The sequence below is a fragment of the Cocleimonas flava genome, assembly GCF_004339015.1.
Taxonomy (GTDB): Bacteria; Pseudomonadota; Gammaproteobacteria; order Thiotrichales; family Thiotrichaceae; genus Cocleimonas; species Cocleimonas flava.
Genome location: NZ_SMFQ01000004.1, coordinates 77,590 through 97,551, shown reverse-complemented (window position 1 = coordinate 97,551; position 19,962 = coordinate 77,590). Strand labels below are relative to the sequence as shown.

The 19,962-nt window shown below is 42.8% G+C and carries 19 protein-coding genes; 3 read left to right on the top strand and 16 right to left on the bottom strand.

Translation table 11 applies throughout. The features are described from left to right. Window positions 1-9 precede the first annotated feature (9 nt). The 5 genes from acnD to EV695_RS12195 all read right to left on the bottom strand — a co-directional run bounded on the left by acnD (window position 10) and on the right by EV695_RS12195 (window position 6,363). Window positions 10-2,616 (bottom strand): Fe/S-dependent 2-methylisocitrate dehydratase AcnD, encoded by a 2,607-nt coding sequence (acnD, locus tag EV695_RS12215; protein WP_131906265.1) that lies wholly within the window; start codon window positions 2,614-2,616, stop codon window positions 10-12. A gap of 95 nt (window positions 2,617-2,711) precedes the next feature. Continuing rightward, window positions 2,712-3,881 (bottom strand): bifunctional 2-methylcitrate synthase/citrate synthase, encoded by a 1,170-nt coding sequence (gene prpC, locus EV695_RS12210; RefSeq protein WP_131906264.1) that lies wholly within the window; start codon window positions 3,879-3,881, stop codon window positions 2,712-2,714. Window positions 3,882-3,883: 2 nt separating this feature from the next. Continuing rightward, window positions 3,884-4,759: a methylisocitrate lyase gene (prpB, locus tag EV695_RS12205; RefSeq protein WP_131906263.1), complete on the bottom strand. Its 876-nt coding sequence runs from the start codon at window positions 4,757-4,759 to the stop codon at window positions 3,884-3,886. An 89-nt stretch (window positions 4,760-4,848) separates the two neighbouring features. Next, window positions 4,849-5,571 (bottom strand): GntR family transcriptional regulator, encoded by a 723-nt coding sequence (locus EV695_RS12200; protein WP_131906262.1) that lies wholly within the window; start codon window positions 5,569-5,571, stop codon window positions 4,849-4,851. A gap of 246 nt (window positions 5,572-5,817) precedes the next feature. Then, on the bottom strand, window positions 5,818-6,363 hold the full coding sequence (locus tag EV695_RS12195; protein ID WP_131906261.1) for a TlpA family protein disulfide reductase: 546 nt from the start codon (window positions 6,361-6,363) through the stop codon (window positions 5,818-5,820). A gap of 153 nt (window positions 6,364-6,516) precedes the next feature. Here EV695_RS12195 and EV695_RS12190 point away from each other — a divergent pair, with 153 nt between their 5' ends. Beyond that, entirely contained in the window at window positions 6,517-7,164 is a 648-nt protein-coding gene (locus EV695_RS12190) for a uracil-DNA glycosylase family protein (RefSeq protein WP_243651596.1), read from the top strand. Between the two features lie 66 nt (window positions 7,165-7,230). Here the strand turns inward: EV695_RS12190 and EV695_RS12185 are convergent, their stop codons facing one another. The 9 genes from EV695_RS12185 to EV695_RS12145 are packed head-to-tail and all read right to left on the bottom strand — an operon-like array spanning window position 7,231 to window position 14,642. Next, entirely contained in the window at window positions 7,231-8,931 is a 1,701-nt protein-coding gene (locus tag EV695_RS12185) for a Na(+)/H(+) antiporter subunit D (RefSeq protein WP_131906260.1), read from the bottom strand. A gap of 29 nt (window positions 8,932-8,960) precedes the next feature. Further along, a complete protein-coding gene (locus EV695_RS12180) occupies window positions 8,961-9,239 on the bottom strand; it encodes a hypothetical protein (protein WP_131906259.1) in 279 nt (92 codons plus the stop codon). After that, window positions 9,239-10,711, bottom strand: a complete 1,473-nt coding sequence (locus EV695_RS12175) for a monovalent cation/H+ antiporter subunit D family protein (RefSeq protein WP_165874703.1) — start codon at window positions 10,709-10,711, stop codon at window positions 9,239-9,241. The genes EV695_RS12180 and EV695_RS12175 overlap by 1 nt, the downstream gene beginning before the upstream one ends. Further along, complete coding sequence (locus tag EV695_RS12170; RefSeq protein ID WP_207907078.1) at window positions 10,708-12,192, bottom strand: monovalent cation/H+ antiporter subunit D family protein; 1,485 nt, start codon at window positions 12,190-12,192, stop codon at window positions 10,708-10,710. The genes EV695_RS12175 and EV695_RS12170 overlap by 4 nt, the downstream gene beginning before the upstream one ends. Window positions 12,193-12,194: 2 nt before the next feature. Next, window positions 12,195-12,563, bottom strand: a complete 369-nt coding sequence (locus tag EV695_RS12165; RefSeq protein ID WP_207907077.1) for a cation:proton antiporter subunit C — start codon at window positions 12,561-12,563, stop codon at window positions 12,195-12,197. Continuing rightward, complete coding sequence (locus tag EV695_RS12160) at window positions 12,560-13,543, bottom strand: DUF4040 domain-containing protein (protein WP_131906258.1); 984 nt, start codon at window positions 13,541-13,543, stop codon at window positions 12,560-12,562. The genes EV695_RS12165 and EV695_RS12160 overlap by 4 nt, the downstream gene beginning before the upstream one ends. Next, window positions 13,540-13,878 (bottom strand): monovalent cation/H(+) antiporter subunit G, encoded by a 339-nt coding sequence (gene mnhG, locus EV695_RS12155; protein WP_165874702.1) that lies wholly within the window; start codon window positions 13,876-13,878, stop codon window positions 13,540-13,542. Before mnhG ends, EV695_RS12160 begins: the two co-directional genes overlap by 4 nt. A 6-nt stretch (window positions 13,879-13,884) precedes the next feature. Then, entirely contained in the window at window positions 13,885-14,157 is a 273-nt protein-coding gene (locus tag EV695_RS12150) for an MrpF/PhaF family protein (protein WP_131906257.1), read from the bottom strand. After that, window positions 14,157-14,642 (bottom strand): Na+/H+ antiporter subunit E, encoded by a 486-nt coding sequence (locus EV695_RS12145; protein ID WP_131906256.1) that lies wholly within the window; start codon window positions 14,640-14,642, stop codon window positions 14,157-14,159. The genes EV695_RS12150 and EV695_RS12145 overlap by 1 nt, the downstream gene beginning before the upstream one ends. A gap of 602 nt (window positions 14,643-15,244) precedes the next feature. Here EV695_RS12145 and EV695_RS12140 point away from each other — a divergent pair. Together EV695_RS12140 and EV695_RS12135 are read left to right on the top strand one after the other, a co-directional pair. Further along, window positions 15,245-15,721, top strand: coding sequence for a Rap1a/Tai family immunity protein (locus tag EV695_RS12140; protein WP_131906255.1), 477 nt, complete (start codon window positions 15,245-15,247; stop codon window positions 15,719-15,721). Between the two features lie 85 nt (window positions 15,722-15,806). Beyond that, window positions 15,807-17,267, top strand: coding sequence for a YiiX/YebB-like N1pC/P60 family cysteine hydrolase (locus tag EV695_RS12135; RefSeq protein ID WP_131906254.1), 1,461 nt, complete (start codon window positions 15,807-15,809; stop codon window positions 17,265-17,267). A gap of 47 nt (window positions 17,268-17,314) precedes the next feature. Here EV695_RS12135 and EV695_RS12130 read toward each other — a convergent pair whose 3' ends face one another. Beyond that, window positions 17,315-18,481: a DUF1501 domain-containing protein gene (locus tag EV695_RS12130; RefSeq protein ID WP_131906253.1), complete on the bottom strand. Its 1,167-nt coding sequence runs from the start codon at window positions 18,479-18,481 to the stop codon at window positions 17,315-17,317. A 137-nt stretch (window positions 18,482-18,618) separates the two neighbouring features. Then, complete coding sequence (locus tag EV695_RS12125) at window positions 18,619-19,920, bottom strand: DUF1800 domain-containing protein (protein WP_131906252.1); 1,302 nt, start codon at window positions 19,918-19,920, stop codon at window positions 18,619-18,621. Window positions 19,921-19,962 lie beyond the last annotated feature (42 nt).

Sequence of the window (19,962 nt, the reverse complement as noted above, 5' to 3'; positions counted from 1 at the left end):
TATTGCTCCTTAAGCCGCTGTTGATTCAAGGAAATCTTGTGCAAAACGTTGTAATACACCACCTGCTTCATAGACATGTACTTCTTCAGCAGTATCAAGACGACATTTCACTGGGATATTCACTTCTTCGCCATTCTTTCGCGTCATTTTTACGGTGAGTTGAGAACCAGGTGCAATTTCACCTTCTACATCGAACGTTTCCGTACCATCGATATTGTAAGTTTTGCGGGTTTCACCATTGATAAACTCAAGAGGTAATACACCCATGCCAACTAGATTGGTACGGTGAATACGTTCGAATCCTTCTGCAACAATTGTTTCAACACCAGCAAGACGAACTCCTTTTGCTGCCCAGTCACGAGATGAGCCCTGACCGTAATCAGCACCCGCTATAATGATTAATGGTTGTGCACGATCCATATAGGTTTCAATCGCTTCCCACATACGCATTTCTTCGCCTTCTGGCTCAACACGTGCGAGTGATCCTTGTTTGATTTCACCATTATCGTCTAAACACATTTCATTCAACAACTTAGGATTCGCAAAGGTCGCGCGTTGTGCGGTTAAGTGATCACCACGATGCGTTGCGTAAGAGTTAAAGTCTTCTTCAGGTAATCCCATTTTGTGCAGATAAGCACCTGCAGCACTTTCAAGCATAATCGCGTTTGACGGTGATAAGTGATCGGTAGTGATATTGTCACCAAGAACCGCAAGAGGGCGCATACCTTTCATCGTACGCTCGCCTGCTAATGCACCTTCCCAATAAGGAGGTCGACGGATGTAGGTGCTCTTTTCATCCCAGTCATATAATGGGCTTTGAGCTTCTTCTATCACACCTAAATTGAACATCGGGTTATAGATTTGCTGGAACATTTCAGGTTTTACGCTGGATTCTACAATCGCATCGATCTCTTCATCTGAAGGCCAGATATCTTTTAATGTAATTGGGTTACCGTTCTGGTCTTTTCCTAATACATCTTTTTCGATATCAAAACGGATGGTGCCGGCAATTGCATAAGCTACAACTAATGGCGGTGACGCAAGGAATGCCTGTTTTGCATAAGGATGAATACGACCATCGAAGTTACGATTGCCCGATAAAACAGCAGTGGCGTAAAGGTCACGATCAATAATTTCTTTCTGGATAACTGGATCAAGTGCACCAGACATACCATTACAGGTAGTACAGGCAAATCCAACAATACCAAAACCTAGTTTTTCAAGTTCTGTTAATAGACCAGCTTCTTTTAAATACAGTTCTGCAACTTTAGAACCCGGTGCAAATGAGGTTTTTACCCAAGGCTTGCGAATCAAACCAAGCTCGTTGGCTTTACGTGCAATAAGTCCAGCAGCAACCACATTTCGTGGATTAGAAGTATTGGTACATGAAGTGATTGCAGCTATGATTACCGCACCATCTGGCATTTTACCTTCGGCTTCTTCTTCCAGTACTTTGTCCATATCTTTAGCGATACCGCTAGATGCTAGATCAGCAGTGGCTAAACGACGATGTGGGTTTGATGGTCCCACCAAGTTACGTTCTACAGAAGATAAATCAAAGGTAAGTACACGTCCATATTTAACGTCTTTAAGATCATCAGCCCATAGACCTGTTTCTTTTGCGTATTGTTCAACTAAAGCAACTTGTTCAGGCTCACGACCTGTTAGTTTCAAGTAATCAATGGTTTGCTCGTCGATGTAGAATAAACCTGCTGATGCACCGTATTCTGGTGTCATATTTGAGATCGTTGCACGATCTCCAATGGTTAAACTCTTAGTGCCTTCACCGAAGAACTCAAGATAAGATGAAACCACTTTCTCATTACGCAGGAATTCAGTGATTGCTAGAACTATGTCAGTAGCAGTGATGCCTTCCTGACGTTTACCTGTTAGCTCTACACCAATAATATTCGGAAGACGCATCATTGAAGGAAGACCTAACATAACTGTTTCTGCTTCCAAGCCACCTACACCGATTGCCATTACACCTAGCGCATCAACGTGTGGTGTATGTGAATCAGTACCAACACAGGTATCAGGGAATGCAACGCCGCCGCGGGCCTGAATCACCGGAGACATTTTCTCCAGATTGATCTGATGCATGATGCCGTTACCCGCTGGTATCACATCGACATCTTGGAAAGAGGTTTTACACCATTCGATAAAATCAAAACGGTCTTTATTACGACGATCTTCAATCGCACGATTTTTCTCAAATGCTTCAGGGTCAAAACCCGGTGCTTCAACAGCTAGTGAATGGTCAACGATTAGCTGTGTTGGAACAACAGGGTTAACCTTTGATGGGTCGCCACCTTGGTCAGCAATTGCATCGCGCAAACCTGCAAGGTCAACCAGCGCCGTCTGACCTAAAATATCGTGACATACAACACGTGCCGGATACCACGGGAAATCCAGATCTTGTTTGTTTTCGATAAGTTGTTTTAGTGAGTCTGTGAGTGTTTCTGGATTACAACGACGCACTAACTGTTCTGCCAATACACGAGAAGTGTAGGGAAGTGTTGCGTATGATCCTGGTTTTATTGCTTCAACCGCTGCGCGCGTATCAAAGTAATCCAGATCTGTGCCTTCAAGGTGTTTACGGTATTCTGTGTTCATTAAATATGTCCCGTGATAATTTTCTATGTGTTACAACTAGATTGCTTGAGCTAAGCAACAAGCAATCTGTACATAATGTACTTGATATGCTTGGTTTAGCCGCGATCAGATAATGGTACAAACTGCATGTTTTCTGGTCCGACATAGTTAGCTGATGGACGAATGATCTTTCCATCCTGGCGTTGTTCGATAATATGTGCGCCCCAGCCTGTGGTTCGTGCGATTACAAACAAAGGAGTGAACATCGCTGTTGGTACACCCATCTGCTCATAAGAAACCGCCGAGAACCAATCCAGATTCGGGAACATTTTCTTTTCGTCCCACATAACCGTTTCAATGCGTTCTGCAACATCAAACATCGTAGAATTTCCGTTTGATTCAGACAGTTGTTTGGCAACGCGTTTGATAACCTCGTTACGCGGATCAGCAACGGTATAAACAGGGTGTCCGAAACCAATAATGATTTCTTTACGCGCCATACGTTCGCGGATATCAGCTTCAGCCTCATCTGCGCTGTTGTAACGTTTCTGAATATCAGAGGCTACTTCGTTTGCACCACCGTGCTTAGGGCCACGTAATGCACCGATTGCACCAGTTATACATGAATGTACATCAGATTCTGTTCCTGCAATGACGCGAGAAGTGAAGGTTGATGCATTGAATTCATGTTCTGCATAGAGCGTTAACGAAATGTGCATCGCCTTAACCCATTCTTCAGGTGGCTTTTCACCATGAAGCATGTGTAAAAAGTGCCCGCCGATTGAGTCATCATCCGTTTCAGTATCGATCTTTTTGCCGTTATGACTGTAGTGGTACCAGTACAGTAGCATCGAGCCAAAGCTCGCCATTAAACGATCTAAGGCTTCACGCGTTTCAGCTTCTGGATGACTCTCTTTCTCTGTCATGCAGGTTCCCATTGCAGAACATGCAGTACGCATTACATCCATTGGGTGCGCTGATGGTGGGATGTTTTCTAAAATCGTTTTAACTGCAGCCGGTAAACCACGCAAACCTTTAAGCTTAGCTTTGTAAGACTTAAGTTGAGATGCTGTCGGTAAAGTGCCGTGTATAATCAAATGAGCAATTTCTTCAAATTCAGCTTGTTCAGCGAACTCAAGAATATCGTATCCACGGTAGTGTAAATCATTACCTGTAACACCTACGGTACATACCGCTGTGTTCCCTGCAGCAGTACCCGAAAGCGCTACTGATTTTTTAGGTTTGAATCCGGTTTTAGCTGCTTGGCCAGTATTCGTTTCGCTCATTCTTACTTCTCCTCACTTGCGAATAATTGATCGAGTTTTTGTTCGTATTCGTGGTATCCAAGAAAATCGTAGAGCTCCATGCGAGTTTGCATTGAATCTATAACTTCTTTCTGATGACCATCTTCTTTGATGTGCTCGTAAACATTAAGTGCTGCTTTACTCATCGCGCGGAATGCACTTAAAGGATAAAGTTGTAATTTAACGCCAACAGAGGCTAATTCTTCTGATGTGAATAGTGGGGTCGCACCAAATTCTGTGATGTTTGCTAGAACGGGTACATCTACCGCTTTTACAAATTCTTCGTATTGTTCTAGTGTATTAATTGCTTCAGGGAAGATCATGTCTGCACCCGCTTCAACACAGGCGATTGCACGATCAATTGCAGATTGCATGCCTTCAACCGCTAATGCATCTGTACGCGCCATGATAACGAAGTCAGAATCTGTTTTAGCATCTACCGCAGACTTTACACGGTCAACCATTTCACCTTGAGAGATGATGGCTTTGTTAGGACGATGTCCACAGCGCTTCTGCATTACCTGGTCTTCAAGGTGTACAGCACCAGCGCCAGCACGGGTAAATTCACGAACACAACGTGCGATGTTGAAAGCACCACCCCAGCCTGTATCGATATCAACCAATAAAGGTAATTCAGAAGCATCAGTAATACGGTAAGTATCTTCAAGCACGTCTTTCATGGTAGTGATTCCTAGATCAGGAATACCCATTGAACATGCAGCTACTCCGCCACCAGATAAGTAGATTGCTTTGTGACCAACTTTTTCAGCCATTATCGCCATATAGGCATTAACTGCACCAACGACTTGAAGTGGATTGTTGTCATCGACAGCTTGACGGAATTTTTTACCCATACTCATAATAATTTACCTTTCTGTTAATTTGTTTATCGATATTTACTGTAGATATCGACCTTAATTTGTTTACTGATTTTCTTTGTTACCAAATGTTATTGCTTAGTAACGGTATCGTTTTGAAGTGCTCCTTCGGAGAGTTCTTCCTTTAATAAAATTTCTACGGTTTTCCACGCTCCGCTGATATGACGGCGCATCAGCATTTCTGCGAGTTCGGCATCTCTGGAGGCAATCGCCTCGACAATTTGTTTATGTTCTGTCAAGGCTTTGGTGGGTCTAGCGGGTGCCTGACTGGTACGGTGGCGACACATTCTTAATAGCTGGTAAAGTTCGCTACTTAATAAATCCATCAACCATTGGTTATTACTGGCTTGCGCGATACGGAAATGAAAATCTAGATCACCTTCGCGCTGGAAATACTGCTTGCCATCTGACTTATCAATATTGCTAGAGTGACGAACCAGTAGATTTCTTAAATCTTCTATTTCTTCGTCTGTCATGCGTTCTGCTGCAAGTCTGGCCGACATGCCTTCAAGCGCTTCACGTACGATGTAGATTTCTTCGATCATTTCAGGTGTGAGAGTCACGACTCGCATACCTGCGTGTGGAATTTTGATAAGCAGACGAATGCTTTCTAGGCGACGCAATGCTTCACGAAGTGGGCCACGGCTAATACCGTATTTTTTAGCTAATTCATCCTCGGTGATTTTTGCACCTTGAATCAGTTCGCCCGCAATAATCGCTTCCTTAATATCGTTATAGACTTGCTCAGAAAGCGTCTGACGTTCAGATAATGTTGCGATAGGTTGCGTTGGCATTGTTAACAATGTTTCTCTATATATTGTTTTTCGTGCCTGTAATTTAGTGTTTTGATAGAAATTGTCAACAAACTAATTTTAATTTTAACTATTAGGATATTTATAATGAAGTGTTTTGTTATCGATATTTAGCACAGAAAGGCTTAAAAAAGGCACTAAAAAAAGTGCCTTAAAGTAGGGGGGTGACTTTGTTTAAATGGCTGTGAAATGAGCCGTGGTATAACGTTTTTGTATAGAGGCTCGAGACTATTTTTTTGTTAAAGTTGTCTTTTTGTTACTGTTTTTTAACGCTCTTACCTTATTGATAATACTATCGTTATCCCATTCGCGTTCGCCGGTAGCTTTGTAGACAATTTTGCCTTCGGCGTTAACAATATAGGTTGTAGGTAAACCCCGGGTATTCCAGTTTTCTAACTCTTCAGCTTCTTCATCCAGCAAGATTGTAAAGTCGACATCATGTTCTAGTTGAAACGAAGTAATCGTATCCCTATCTTCACCAACATTAATACCTAGTATTGATATATTTTCATCTTTAAGTTTGGCCGAGGCACGATTAAAAGAGGGAAGTTCTTTAATGCAGGGTGGGCACCAGGTCGCCCAAAAAGTCACAATTACAGGCTGGCCGATGTAATCTGAAAGGCTATGCGCTTTATTTTGCATGTCGGGTAACACAAATTCTGGTGCTGGTGGTTTATGTTTCAATTCGATAAGATCAATATCAGGTTGCGCAAATCCTAAGGTGCTTAATAGAAGAAGTAATAAAGCGAAACTAATTTTGTAGTGTTTTAGCATGATGTTTTTTACTCTGCTTAACTGATAATGAAGGGTCTATCGAAATCGATTAATTGTTTTATCTGATAAAGTCTGAGTTAAACGCATTTTATTGATAAATACAAATACCCCCCCCCACTTATAGAGGCTTTTTTTAAAGTTAAATTCAATCCAGTGACAACTATCCCCAATAAACTATTAGAACTTAAAATTCACCAGCAAGAGCTTTCTAATTGTTCGCGCTGTGAAAACATGATTCAGCCTGTGATAACCGGAAATACAGTGGATGCCTCTATTATGACCGTGGGTCAGGCCCCGGGAATTCATGAAGGCAGAATCGGCAAGCCGTTTGGCTGGACGGCAGGAAAAACACTGTTTAAATGGTTTGCTTCGATTGGTGTTGAGGAAGATGAGTTTCGACAACAGGTGTATATGGCAGCAGTCTGTCGGTGCTTCCCCGGAAAGAATCCAAAAGGAAGTGGTGATCGTGTGCCAGACAAACAGGAGATTGCGACCTGCAAAAGCTGGATAGAAGAAGAGTATAAAATCTTACAACCTAAACTGATTATTCCCATTGGCAAACTGGCTATCTCACAATATTTGCCGCATAAAAAACTCAGCGATGTGGTTGGTCAGCAATTTGTGATTGATACGCCTTTATTGCAGGCAGACTGTATTCCTTTGCCACACCCATCGGGGCTTTCCACATGGTTCAATATGGAACCAGGCAAAACCTTATTGCAGGATGCGCTGGGTTTGATTGATTCGCATAAAGCGTGGAGCTTGATTAAGGATCAGCAACAAGACAAACAAGCACAATAGTTGTTTGTTACTTTAACAGACATGAAAAAAGTCCCCCAAAGTAGGGGGGTGACTTTATGTATAGAGTTAGTCTGGTCTCATATAGTGAAGAATCATCATCACCGCGAGTAATACCGCAACCCATAACACCATGCTGGCACTTGGCCAGGTACGCGCTAATATACCTTGAGGGCCATGCACTCTGACTAAGCGATCGAATTTTCGTTGGCCAAAGTTTTTGAAGCCAGTAATTACAGGCGCTATTAACTGAGGGATGTTCTCTTTGATCCAGATAATTAAACCAAACATGAGTTTACGGTAGAACCAGTCAAGGTCGAGACTGATCGTCAGGGTTCGTTTCATCAGCGCCAATAAAGCGAAGAATGCAAAGCCAGCAAACAACAATAACTGCATCTGTGTTACGACATGGTCCACGGTATAAGGTTTGTAATCCAATGTGTAAGGTAAAATGCCGTAGATGATGCCCGGTACAATGCCAATCAAAATACACAGGAATGACATAATCCACATGGCTAAACGCATATTCCACGGTGGATCGGGTGGTCGTAATCCGGAATCTTTCTGGAAGAATACAAACCAGGGGAATTTAATGCCCGCATGCAGGAATACTCCGGCAGAGGCTGCTACTAACATGAACCATACCCAGGGAAGTCCTGCTTCTGCAGCAGCGCTGGTTTCTAAGGATTTGGTGACAAAACCCGAGGTCAGTGGGACAGCAGAAATAGCTAATGCGCCGATAATTCCGTTGATTGCGGTGACAGGCATGGACTGGAACAAACCACCAAGATCGGTACATTTACGCTTGCCTGTCATGAGCAGTACGCTGCCAGCAGACATTAACAATAAGCCTTTATAAATAATGTGTGCGAAGGCATGTGCGGTTGCTCCGTTTAAAGCCAATTCGCTTCCGATGCCAATCGCGACCACCATGAAACCAACCTGATTGACGATACTGTAAGCTAGAATACGACGCATATCATTTTCTAACAGCGCGTAGATGATTCCGTAGAACACCATGTACATGCCGACATAGATAAGTATGCTTTCGCCGGGAAAACCCATTAATAAGGCAAACACAGCCGTTTTAGTGGTAAATGCAGAAAGGAAAACGGTTCCGCTAGGACTTGCTTCCGGATAGGCATCAGCAATCCAGGCCGAGAACGGTGGAGCGCCTGCATTGATGAGGAAGCCAATCATAATCATGATGGTTGCGAAGTTGTCCGCCTTCATTGCGGTAAATTCAACACTGCCAGTATTTGCGACATGGGCTGCGATCCCAATCATCAAAATGACACCGCCAAGCAAATGCACCAGCAAGTAACGCATACTCGCACCATAGGCGCGTTTGTTTTGATGACAGTTCGCCCAAATGACCAAGGTTGAGCCTATCGCCATGATTTCCCAGAACACGAAAAAGCTGATTAGGTCGCCACAGAAGGTTACACCAATCGCTGAACCGGCGTACACAAAGGCTGCGCTCAGTTCCAAAATGCGGGCATGTTTCAATGCATAAAGCGCACCGATGCCAGCCATCATGGCGAAAACGGTCGCAAATACACGACCTTCAGATGTGAGGTGAAGTATATCTAATTCATAATCCAGAAAAGCCAGCTTCATGCTGTGCTCAGGTGTGACCAGCCAGACCATCATTAACGTAAGTAATGGGAAGCCAATTGCTGCAAAACTTCGCAAACGTGGGGTTAACCAAGGCAGTAATAAACCACCGAGAATCAGTATCAGGCCAGGTGGTATGACTAAACTATTCATCGCAACTACTTACCATGTTAATTATCACATTAGTCATCATAGTAATCATCCTTACGTTTAAGTACGTAACCCAGTAGCTTGGCCCCTAATACCATTGCCGCACAGGTAGCAAAGCCATACCATGCATAAAAAGTAGACGAGGCATCCAGATGTATTCCTTGTGCTTCAAAACTGGCGTGATGGTGCATAAAGAACTCAGGCAAAATCGCTATGAATAGAATAGCGAATTGAATAATCCATAGGGTTCGACGGTTTTCTTCACGGTATAACCAGTGTTTTTGTTTTTCTGGGGATGTATTTTTACTCATCAAACAGGTACTCCAACGGCTTTGGCAAGCTCTAAAGCAAGGCCAGGGAATAAGAATAATAATAGAGTTGCTGCAGCAGTCATTGTTAATGCGACTACCATCGGTAGCGGTGCTTCTTTGTGGTCGCGTTCTTGAACAGGGTCTTCGGTTTTAAGGAAGGCTGCATATATGACAGGAACGAAATAGGCAGCATTCAAAAGTGTAGACATGACGATAACTGCCATCGCAATGTACTGCTGTTGCTGACTTGCGCCCAATAGTAAATACCACTTAGACAAGAAGCCTGCCGCAGGAGGCAATGCAATCATTGACAAAGCACCGATGCTGAATGCTGTCATAGTCCACGGCATTCTCCGACCAATGCCGTTTAGCTGACTTACATTGGTTTTTTTGCTGGCGGTATAGATAGAACCAGCGGCAAAGAACAGCGTGATTTTCCCAAAGGCATGAACGGCAATATGAAGCGCAGCACCGATGAGTGAAAGCGGTGCAAGTATCATTGCTCCCATCACCACATAGGATAATTGGCTAATCGTTGAGTAAGCGAGACGTTTTTTCAGGTTGTCTTGTTGCAAAGCAACGATTGATGCCGCAACTACGGTGAAGCAGGCGATATAAAGTAACCATTCAATGCCTGGTGCAGTTGCTAGCAGGTCTAAACCAAAAATATAGGCCACAACTTTTACAACACTAAATACACCGGCTTTCACAACCGCCACAGCATGCAGTAAGGCACTGACAGGCGTCGGTGCAACCATGGCAGCAGGTAACCAGCGATGCGTAGGCATGACAGCGGCTTTACCGATACCAAATATAAATAATGCGGCAAGAAGTGTCAGTAAAGGACCACTAATTTGACCGGTTAAAATACCACCCGCTTTAAAATCAGTCGTACCAGCGGCATACCATACCCAGATAATAGCAGGGAGTAATAGACCTATGGATGTACTGATTAATATGCCCAGGTATACGCGACCAGCATTTCGTGCTTTTTCCGTTCCTGCATGTGTCACCAGCGGGTAGGTTGAAAGCGTTAGTACTTCATAAAATATAAATAAGGTCAGCAAATTGCCCGCGAATGCGATTGCCATGACAGATGATAATGCTATGGCAAAAAAGATATAGAATCGCGTTTGTTTGCGTTCATTATTGGTGCGCATATAGCCAATTGAATACAAGGAATTAATCGGCCAAAGAGTAGCTGCGACCAGTGCAAATATCATCCCGAGTGGTTCAACCGTAAAACTGATTTCAAGACCGGGTAATATTTCGATCAACTTTAAGTTAGGTCGTTCGCCATCGAGTATATGCGGTGTTAAAGCGACTATCGTAATGAATAGTAATACAGAACCAACCAGTGTGATTCCTTCACGCACATTCGGATTTTTATCTGCAAGAAAAATCCCCGCAGCCGTAAAAAGTGGAATGCATAAAGCAAGTACAATTAAGTCATTTGGTGTCAATCCCATCATAAGAGACTTCCTCCAAATAGTAGTAATGCGGCATGTGATGCAAGGTCAGTACTTAATGAAGAATTAATACCAAAATATAAGTTTGCCAGAATAACTACCCACGTCGGAATTAAAAGACTGAGAGGGGCTTCTTTAACTGCAGGCGCTCCCGCAGGCCTTTCTTGAAAGTAAGCCGTTTCTATGACGCGCCATGTATATACAACTGCCAATAAGGAAGAAATAATAATCAGCACAGTGAGTGGCCAGTAACCTTTTTCTAATGTGGCGAGTATCAAATACCACTTGGAGATAAAACCAACTGTCAGCGGTACGCCAATAAGGCTTAACGATCCAATGACAAATGCGGCCATGGTATAGGGCATTGCTTGTCCTATGCCGGCGATACTCTGTACTCGGGTACTGCCTATTCGATAAGCGATCGCACCCAGCGCCAGGAACAATCCACCTTTCATTAGGGCGTGATTGAACATGTGTAACAAGGCCGCGGTTAAACCTGTGACATTTACTAAAGAAATGCCTAATAAGATATAACCGATCTGTGCCACTGATGAGTAAGCCAGCAGACGTTTGATACCATCCTGAAAAATGGCGACTATCGACGCAAACATGAATGAGGCAATTGCCAAAGGCATTAATAACCAGTGAACCTGCATATAATCGAAACTAAAGCTGGAACCAAATACGGTGTACAAGAAACGCAGCAAGGCATAAATGGCAACCTTAGTTGCTGTTGCACCGATAAATGCAGACACAGATGATGGCGCATAAGAGTAAGCATTAGGCAGCCACAAATGCAGTGGGAACATGGCGAGCTTTAAACCAAAGCCGAGAATCAGGAAAGCAAATGCCGCTTCCAAAGTACGAGAGCCTTCTAATGCAGGAATTCGCGATGCCAGATCTGCCATATTTAAAGTGCCGGTTAAGGCATACAATAAACCTACACCGATCAAAATGAAGGTGGCACCAATTGTTCCCATGATTAGGTATTGGAACGATGCCGTAAGTGCGCGGCGATCACGCCCCAGACTGATCAAGGTGTAACTGGATAGTGAAGAAATCTCTAACAGTACAAACAGGTTAAAGGCATCACCGGTTATGGTCATGCCTAACAAGCCTGCGAGACATAACAGCATTGCGGTAAAGTAAATCCGATGGTGCGTCTCAGGTATTTCTTTCTGAATACTTTTCCAGCTGTACGGAAAAACAGCGGCACCTATAGCCGTTACAATGAGTAACACATAGCTATTGAAAATATCGACTTTATATTCGATTCCCCAAGGTGGCGCCCAGCCACCAAATTCGTAGTGAAGGATGGTTCCGTCGTTGACCGCGATGACTAATAGAATAGCCATGGCAAAACTTAACCAACTAACGAGCGTCGCAAATAACCACGATAATCGTTTATTCGGTATAAGAAAACAAATTGGCGCAGCGAGTAGCGGAACGACGACCTGAAGGGCAGGCAAGTGTTCATTGATCATACTTACGATCCTTCCTCATCTGCAATACTATCGAGTTCGAGTATTTCATCTTCCTGAACAGTGTCATAGGATTCTTTTATCCGAATAACTAAGGCTAATGCCAGAGATGTTGTAGAAATACCAACAACAATGGCTGTCAGAATCAAAACGTGCGGAAGTGGATTGGAATAAGTATCAATACCTTCTGCCGCAATTGGTGCGGTGCCACCAGCAACTTTGCCGAGTGATATATAAAGCATGAAGACAGATGTCTGAAAGATATTTAAACCAATAATTTTTCTGATTAAATGATTGCTGGCGATTAACATATAAAAGCCAGCCATCATGAGGAAAATAACCACCCAGTAGTTATAAAGATCTAAACTCATCATGGGTTTCTGTCTCCTCGACTAATAAAGGCAAAAAATATTAGCATCATTACACAAGCCACTGTCAGTCCGACGCCAAATTCGATCACAAGAATACCGTAGTGCTGACCGTGTACAGGGTCGTGTGCAAGTACATTGTAATCAAGGAAATTGCCACCTTTTAGCATCGAGACCACACCGGTTCCGCCATATATGAGTACACCGAGTGAGGCTAAGCGTTTGAGTATGCGAGGAGGGGCCAGATCCATGGCGTCTTGTTGGCTAAACGTCAATGCATAAAGAATGATTGCAACGGCAAAGATGACGCCTGCCTGGAAGCCACCTCCAGGACCAAAATCTCCATGGAATTGCACATACAGGGCAAACAAGATAATAAAAGGAATCATAAATTTGGACATGACCTGTAAAACAGGACGTGCAGGCGGTTCGAGATGCTTCGGATCACCTTTATGCTCGCGAATACCGATCAGTGATAACACCCCAATCAAGGCAGCAAAGACAACAATCACCTCGCCCATGGTGTCATAGCCACGATAGCTTGCGAGTACTGAAGTAACCATATTAGGTATGCCAACTTCAGTGGGTGATTCGTTTATATAACGTGGTGCAACATGAGTATGTATCGGTGCTTCCGGGTCAGTAAAAGCAGGCATATCCAATGTGCCGTAAACCAGTACAGCACCGGTAATTGTCACCACTATCAGTGGTGCGACCCAGCTAATTTTCCGCCTTCGTTTTTGTTCGTATCCTGTGATACCGATAGTTGCCAGCATTAATACGGTTGAAATACCAGCACCTACAGCGGCTTCGGTAAAAGCCACATCAACAGCATCTAAAATGATAAAGATATTCGCTGCTAGTAAAGAGAACACGCCCGTGAGCATGACGATAGCAAATAAGCTTTCTATTCGAACGATGGCAATTGTGGTTAAGACCAGCATCGCCAGTAAAACGACATCAATCAGAAGATTAATATTGCTCATGACTGACCTCGTTTTGCTGCTTCCTTACGAGTGATTGATAGCTTGGGTTTTAAACCAGTGAGATAAGCCGAACGAACCAGCGCATGTGTTGCTAATGGCCCTGTTAACCAGAGTAAAAATACAGCTAAAATAAGTTTTACAGAAATAAGCGTAAAGCCTGCTTGTAAGATCAAGCCCAGCATAATAAAGAAAACGCATAAAGTGTCTGTAACACTGGCAGCCTGAACTCGACTGTAGAATTCTTTAAAGCTGAAAATACCGATAGCGCCACTAATTCCTAGAAAGCTACCCAAAATAAGACAAGCCCAACTCAGGGCATCAATGATAAAAGCCATAGTAGTTTACTCGTCGCTGTGGGCAGATGATGGTGGGTAACGTTCAACAAACTTGAGTACGACAATGACGCCGACAAAGTTGATCAACGCATAAATAAGAGCAATATCCAGGAATTCTGGTCGTTCGGTGAGGAAGCCATAAACCGCGATAAACAATACCGTTTTAGTACCAAACATATTAACGGCTAGAATGCGGTCGTAAATTGTAGGTCCGATGAAAGCACGTGCAAGTGCGATTCCCATGACTACTAAAATTGCAAGACAGGTTACTGCAAACATTAATTATCACCTTCTAATTTATGTACGCGTTTACCCATTTCACCGCCTTCTAAATCTTCCATCGCTTCTTCTAATAAGGCGTAGACCAGTACTTCCTGATCTCTTACCTCGACAGACACAGTGCCCGGGGTAAGTGTTATTGAATTCGCGTACAGCGTTCTGGCAATGCGTGATTGTGGTTGCATTTTAAGTTGACGAATAATGGGGGAAATTGGATAGGTTTTAGGCATCCAGATGCATTTCAAAACAGAGATGTTCGATTTGATGATTTCTGTGAATATCCACGGCCAGAATGTGTGCTGTCGCAGAAGCATGGCAACACCTTTATCTTTAAACGCGTACTTTTTTTCAATACGCATAGCCATCCAAGTAGCGAGTGCCACGGAGGCAGCGCCAAGTGCTAGAATCAGTGGGTTAGTCCAGTACCCGGATAGCAGTAACCAAAAAATAGTGAGTCCGATAATCAATAGATAACGGTATGGCATTGTCTTTAAATGTCTCCAGCAATTTCTAATATATTAATTTCTTTTTTTTCTTATTATTGTTTTGTTATGTTTTTCGCAGCTTTTATTAACTATCTAATTGGTCATCTTTTTCATAAGAATCCATCTAAATATAGCAATGGATTCTCATGTTTGCTTTACTGATTCTAAGTAATTATAAATTTTATAACCAGTTTTCAATAAAAAATGATGGGTTCTATAAAACTTCACCGATTTTTTATCAAATTTCTATAAGAATTCAGATAAAAGAGATGCTTAATCCTAGCAAATTTATTCATGGTGTTAAAACTGGCAGAGGGAAAAAAAGAATTTTTCACTCATGCAAAATTAGTATCACCACAAAATATCAAACGTGATTGATATTTGTTGTATAGCAACGAATATTTATCAAGTTAAGGTCTAGATTATATGGTTATACTCGTAATTGCACCCACTAATGAATAGATTCATAGTGGAACAGAAAAAAAATATTAATTGTTGTTTTAAATAGAATTAAATATCAAGAAAGTGTCGTATCTAATACGTATTTTCAGTTACATTGATTGCACGTGTTACATGATCAAATCGAATATGGGAGTTTTACAATGAAACAAAGTTTATTAGGTGTTTCGTTATTGTCTTTACTGCTTTTCTTGTTACTTTCTTCGACTACTGTTTCGGCTGTCGAATCATTAACGACTGAGGAACTTGCTGCTCACTGTTCGCATTATGAAAAAGACCCACAAGGTGTCGATGCGGTTTTTTGTATTCGTTATATACAGGGCTTTATTGATGGTGCGGTTGCCACCGACGAGCTAGTTGTTTCAAATATCGTTACCGGCAAAGAGAAAGAAACTTTTTCAGAAAGGGCGGCACGCACCAGACTGGGTAAATTGAGATTATACGGTTCCACTTATGTTGCAGATTTTTGTTTGAATGATCCCGTTAAACTGAATCAAGTGGTAACAAAAATCGTAACTGAACTTGCCACCAGGAAGCAGCTAAAAGAACCGCCATTAGCACGAGACCTTGTTTATCACACATTAGTGACAAATTACCCCTGTGAAAAAAAACGCCTATAAGTAGGGGGGTGGCTAAAGAATTATCAAATAGCGTTCTATCTATTATTTATAGTCATAAAAGCATTTAAGGTTTAGCATTATTCTTATGCCAGATCATCCTTTTATCAATTCTTTACGCGCTTACGATTCTTTAAGTGAGGCGTTAAATGAGTTTAAAACTCAACAACCAGAACAAATCACTATTGATACTGCAATCGCTCGTGGGTATTTTTTGCCTGAAGAGGATGATAGTTTATGGTCTTTAGTCTCGCGTTATCTCACCATTCGTAATGGCTTTTGGGAGCTTATCAACGAGATGTCATCGCACTTTTCGGATGATACCTACAATGTTAAAACGCAGGATGACTGGCGTTATTTCTTATTAGGATATGCCTCTTCCTGTCAGGTTGTAGGGATGGCACGGTTACTCGTCAATGTATTGGCTAAGCATAAATTGGTGCAGCGAAAAATCAATGAAGGCTCACCGCAAAATAGAATTAGCAGTAAAGTATTTACCAATATTTATCAGTCATTGAGCGATGCCGACAATGCCATAAAAATGCAATACATGATGAATTTTGTGGATTCGAATCGAGACTATATTGTGCGTCTTGGATCAGATCAGTTGATCGGTTCTGTGATCAAAAATCTTTCTGAATTAGAAACCAATCTACATCCAAGTCAACGTGCGTTTATTAAATTGAGGATGAAGTATTTACTCCATGCTATCACCAGACGCTTTGCTGTAAGCAAACAGCTCTCAACGTTTTTCATTTTAGAGAAAGCAGGGCGGGTAATCGCTGATATTGGCGACAGTGAAAACAAACGCGTCACCGCCGAAATTCTGCAACAAGCTCTGTCGGTATTAAAGCCCGGAGATGTGATTATTACACGGCATGATTTTGTCGCGAGTAATTTATTTTTACCAGGTTACTGGCCACATGCTGCATTGTATATAGGTACAGAAGCCGAGCGCCAACAGTTAGGAATAACACTGGATGATCATATTGCCGAACGCTGGGTTGGTGAAATTCGTACTCTGGAAGCGAAAAAAGATGGCGTGTTATTTCGACCTTTAACCGAAACCCTGCAGGTTGATGAGTTTGTTGTATTGAGACCAAGACTGGATAAAGCGGGAATGGCTAGAGCGTTACAACGAGTGAGTCGTCATGAAGGTAAAGGCTATAACTTTGACTTTGATTTTTTTCGTTCTGATCAGCTCGTCTGTACCGAAGTGGTTTATCGTGCTTTCGATGGATTAGATGTGGTTGATTGTGAGCGCTCAGAAAAAATTGAGTCTTCAGGAAATAAAGAACTTTCAGGAAATACAGAACCTTTAGATAAACCAGAGATTTCAAAAAAGATAGCATTCAAATTGATCGAAAGAGCAGGTCGCTTTAGTCTATCCGCAGAAGATATTCTGGATATGGCGATGCAACAACGCGGATTTGACGTGGTTGCTGCATTTGGTTTTACAGGATGTGTGAACCAATTAATCCTTAACGAACAAGCGCATCAACTGGTAAAAACGAGTTACTCTTCAAAAACAGTGTCGAGTACGGCTTAATTTTTTAATTCAGTACACTCATTTAACACGCTAATTAAGTACGCTCATTATACAAAAGGAATCAGCGGAGCTCCTTTCCATGGGTTGGGTTGATTCCACCAGCGCTGCGCTAAGGTGCCGTAGATGGCTCTGAAATCTGCGGTATGTCTGACATTTCCATTGGCATCTAACTGCGCCATATTAGGGTGGGTGCCATAAATTCCACCACGCACTTTTCCACCTAAAATCATTTGTGCAGAAGCAGTGCCATGATCCGTGCCACCGCCGCGGTTTTCTTTGGCGCGTCGGCCAAATTCCGAATAGGTGACGACCAGTACATTGTCCCAGATCCCGGCTTTAACCATTGCCTGTCTAAATGATGCAAGACCATTCGCTACTTGGTATAGAGCGTTGTCTTGTGCGCCGCGTTGACCTGAATGTGTATCAAATCCATCTTGTGTGACTTTGTAAACGGGAGAATCAACGCCGCTGATAATCATCTCTGCAACCGATTCCAGACTGTGGCCGAAGACACCTTTGGAAAAGCTCACGCCAGTGCGTTTTGGGTGATTCCCCATTTTAGTTGCCAACTGTTCACCCACGCCAAAGAGTTGGTGCTGTGTTTGGCTAACGTGTGCAATCGCCGGTGTTTGATTGCTTGGCCTAACATCCTGAATGCGTTTAATCTGGTTTAAAAATGTTTTAGGGTTTTGCATGGTGACACTGGTTAACTGGCTACCATGCAATGGGCCTAATTTTGCCTGTCCCTTATTCAGTGCGACACCGTGTAGTCCTTTTTTGTAATTGGGTAAGACGCGAGATAGCCAGCCAGCTTCAATCACTTGATTGGCATTCGACGCTGAATCCCAGATATCCATTGATCTAAAATGTGATAATACGGGATTTGGATAACCGACACCTTGTACCCATGCCATTTCACCCGCATTCCATGTCGGCATCAGTGCTTTCATCCGTGGGTGAAGTCCCATGGCTTTATCCAGCGTTAGCACTTGTCGTTGTTTGATCGCAATTCTTGGTCGATATTTGTAATACAGTTCATCCGTATAAGGCACCAGTGTATTGAAACCGTCGTTGCCGCCTTCAAGTTCAACCAGTACAACAATTCTGTTTTGTCCGATAGCGGTTGCACCAAACGCTAGTTCAGGCGTTATTAAAGGTACTGATGCAGATGCTGACACTAATCCTGCATATTTTAAAAAATCTCTGCGATCCATATTATTCTCTGTTTATTTATTATTTTACCTACTTTTATCAGTCTTAATTTCTTCGCAGAAAAAAGGCCTGTAAGTAGGGGGGTGGCTCATGTATTTCGTTTGTACATCATTTTTTAAATCTACTTAATCTATGTTGCCTAGGTAACCTGATAAGCAGGGTCGAGTACAAATGCACGTGCTAAACGTTGTTTGCCGGGTTGTGTCGGCATGGCTTGTAAAGGCTCGATAGCGAGCAACCATTCACGTAATACTTGCGGTGGAATATCTGGCATTTTTTGTGCAATCCCTCCGCGGTTTTTCTTTTCGTTTAAGTTGCCACGAGCGAGATTGGTCATCATTGAATTTCTACGCAAAATCGATTGTGTACTAATCCAGTCTGTACCGCCTTCCCAGCCTTTGACACTAGGGTGTTCGAAGACCGCTTGTCCCATAATACTCAAGTTGTGTGCGAGATCCATTCGGCCGCGACCTAGTGAATACGGGAGTGTGCGTAAGGTGCCGATAGTTAGTTCAATGGGAGACTTAATTAAGCCACCACGGTTTCTTCTATCCCAGAATGGCTCGCTTGTTAATACAGCGCGAAGCAGGGTGGCGATGTCGTAATTAGAGGCACGAAATGTCTGTGCCCACTGTCTAGTGAATCGTGCATCGGGACGCGAGATGTTGATAAACTCTTTCCACATTTTTTCTGCGATAGTTTCTGCGGTTCTTGGGTGTTGCAGTAGGATATTGACTATGTCATCGCCCTTAAAATTACCGCGCTTGCCCAGAAAGGTTTTTACCCCGGTATCATGATCTGCAGCATTATTGATAAAACGCCCATTTCTGTCATCGATACTCCAACCTGTAAAAGCTCGCGCAGCTTCGCGCATATCATTTTCTGAATAATGACCGATGCCGATGGTAAATAATTCTAGCAACTCTCGTGCAAAGTTCTCATTCGGCTCCTCTTTGATGTTTTCGTAACCATCAAGGTATAGCAACATCGCGGGATCTTTAGCGATATTGTGGAGCATTTGACCAAAGTTTCCAAAAGCATGTTTGCGTAGCATTAAATTTTGCTGGTAGAGCATACTTGGTTGAGTGGTTTTTTTGATGGAAGATGGAAAGTGGTTGTGCCAGAACAAAGTCATGCGCTCTAAAAAGGGCGACGGTGTCTCTGTTAAATGCTTAACCCACCAATCTTGCAGTGATTTGCCTTCTACACGCGAAATACGCTTGATCATTTTTCTGCGGCGCATATTGCCGCGTAAACTTACCATCTTGGGCCATGGGCTCATACCAGGCGGCGGCGGTGTTCGCATATTGCGATTATTTAAAAGAAATTCTATGGCTTGTTGTCGTGTCAGGTTTTGAAAACGCTGAATAGTTTCCCACTCTGCTCCTATCCCGGTGCGTGCAGCGAGATGACGTGCTTCGTCGAAATTTAGTTTGCCCATTTATTTTTATACTCTTTTCTAAATATTCTTTCTGAGGACTGA

Bases quoted from the DNA above. Each gene is read 5' to 3' on its own strand.
- mnhG (WP_165874702.1), bottom strand. From the start codon at position 13,878: ATGGCTTTTATCATTGATGCCCTGAGTTGGGCTTGTCTTATTTTGGGT.
- EV695_RS12125 (WP_131906252.1), bottom strand. From the start codon at position 19,920: ATGGGCAAACTAAATTTCGACGAAGCACGTCATCTCGCTGCACGCACC.
- EV695_RS12150 (WP_131906257.1), bottom strand. From the start codon at position 14,157: ATGTTTGCAGTAACCTGTCTTGCAATTTTAGTAGTCATGGGAATCGCA.
- EV695_RS12130 (WP_131906253.1), bottom strand. From the start codon at position 18,481: ATGGATCGCAGAGATTTTTTAAAATATGCAGGATTAGTGTCAGCATCT.
- acnD (WP_131906265.1), bottom strand. From the start codon at position 2,616: ATGAACACAGAATACCGTAAACACCTTGAAGGCACAGATCTGGATTAC.
- EV695_RS12185 (WP_131906260.1), bottom strand. From the start codon at position 8,931: ATGAATAGTTTAGTCATACCACCTGGCCTGATACTGATTCTCGGTGGT.
- EV695_RS12175 (WP_165874703.1), bottom strand. From the start codon at position 10,711: ATGATGGGATTGACACCAAATGACTTAATTGTACTTGCTTTATGCATT.
- prpB (WP_131906263.1), bottom strand. From the start codon at position 4,759: ATGAGTATGGGTAAAAAATTCCGTCAAGCTGTCGATGACAACAATCCA.
- EV695_RS12140 (WP_131906255.1), top strand. From the start codon at position 15,245: ATGAAACAAAGTTTATTAGGTGTTTCGTTATTGTCTTTACTGCTTTTC.
- EV695_RS12180 (WP_131906259.1), bottom strand. From the start codon at position 9,239: ATGAGTAAAAATACATCCCCAGAAAAACAAAAACACTGGTTATACCGT.
- EV695_RS12165 (WP_207907077.1), bottom strand. From the start codon at position 12,563: ATGATGAGTTTAGATCTTTATAACTACTGGGTGGTTATTTTCCTCATG.
- EV695_RS12135 (WP_131906254.1), top strand. From the start codon at position 15,807: ATGCCAGATCATCCTTTTATCAATTCTTTACGCGCTTACGATTCTTTA.
- prpC (WP_131906264.1), bottom strand. From the start codon at position 3,881: ATGAGCGAAACGAATACTGGCCAAGCAGCTAAAACCGGATTCAAACCT.
- EV695_RS12195 (WP_131906261.1), bottom strand. From the start codon at position 6,363: ATGCTAAAACACTACAAAATTAGTTTCGCTTTATTACTTCTTCTATTA.
- EV695_RS12145 (WP_131906256.1), bottom strand. From the start codon at position 14,642: ATGCCATACCGTTATCTATTGATTATCGGACTCACTATTTTTTGGTTA.
- EV695_RS12200 (WP_131906262.1), bottom strand. From the start codon at position 5,571: ATGCCAACGCAACCTATCGCAACATTATCTGAACGTCAGACGCTTTCT.
- EV695_RS12160 (WP_131906258.1), bottom strand. From the start codon at position 13,543: ATGAGCAATATTAATCTTCTGATTGATGTCGTTTTACTGGCGATGCTG.
- EV695_RS12170 (WP_207907078.1), bottom strand. From the start codon at position 12,192: ATGATCAATGAACACTTGCCTGCCCTTCAGGTCGTCGTTCCGCTACTC.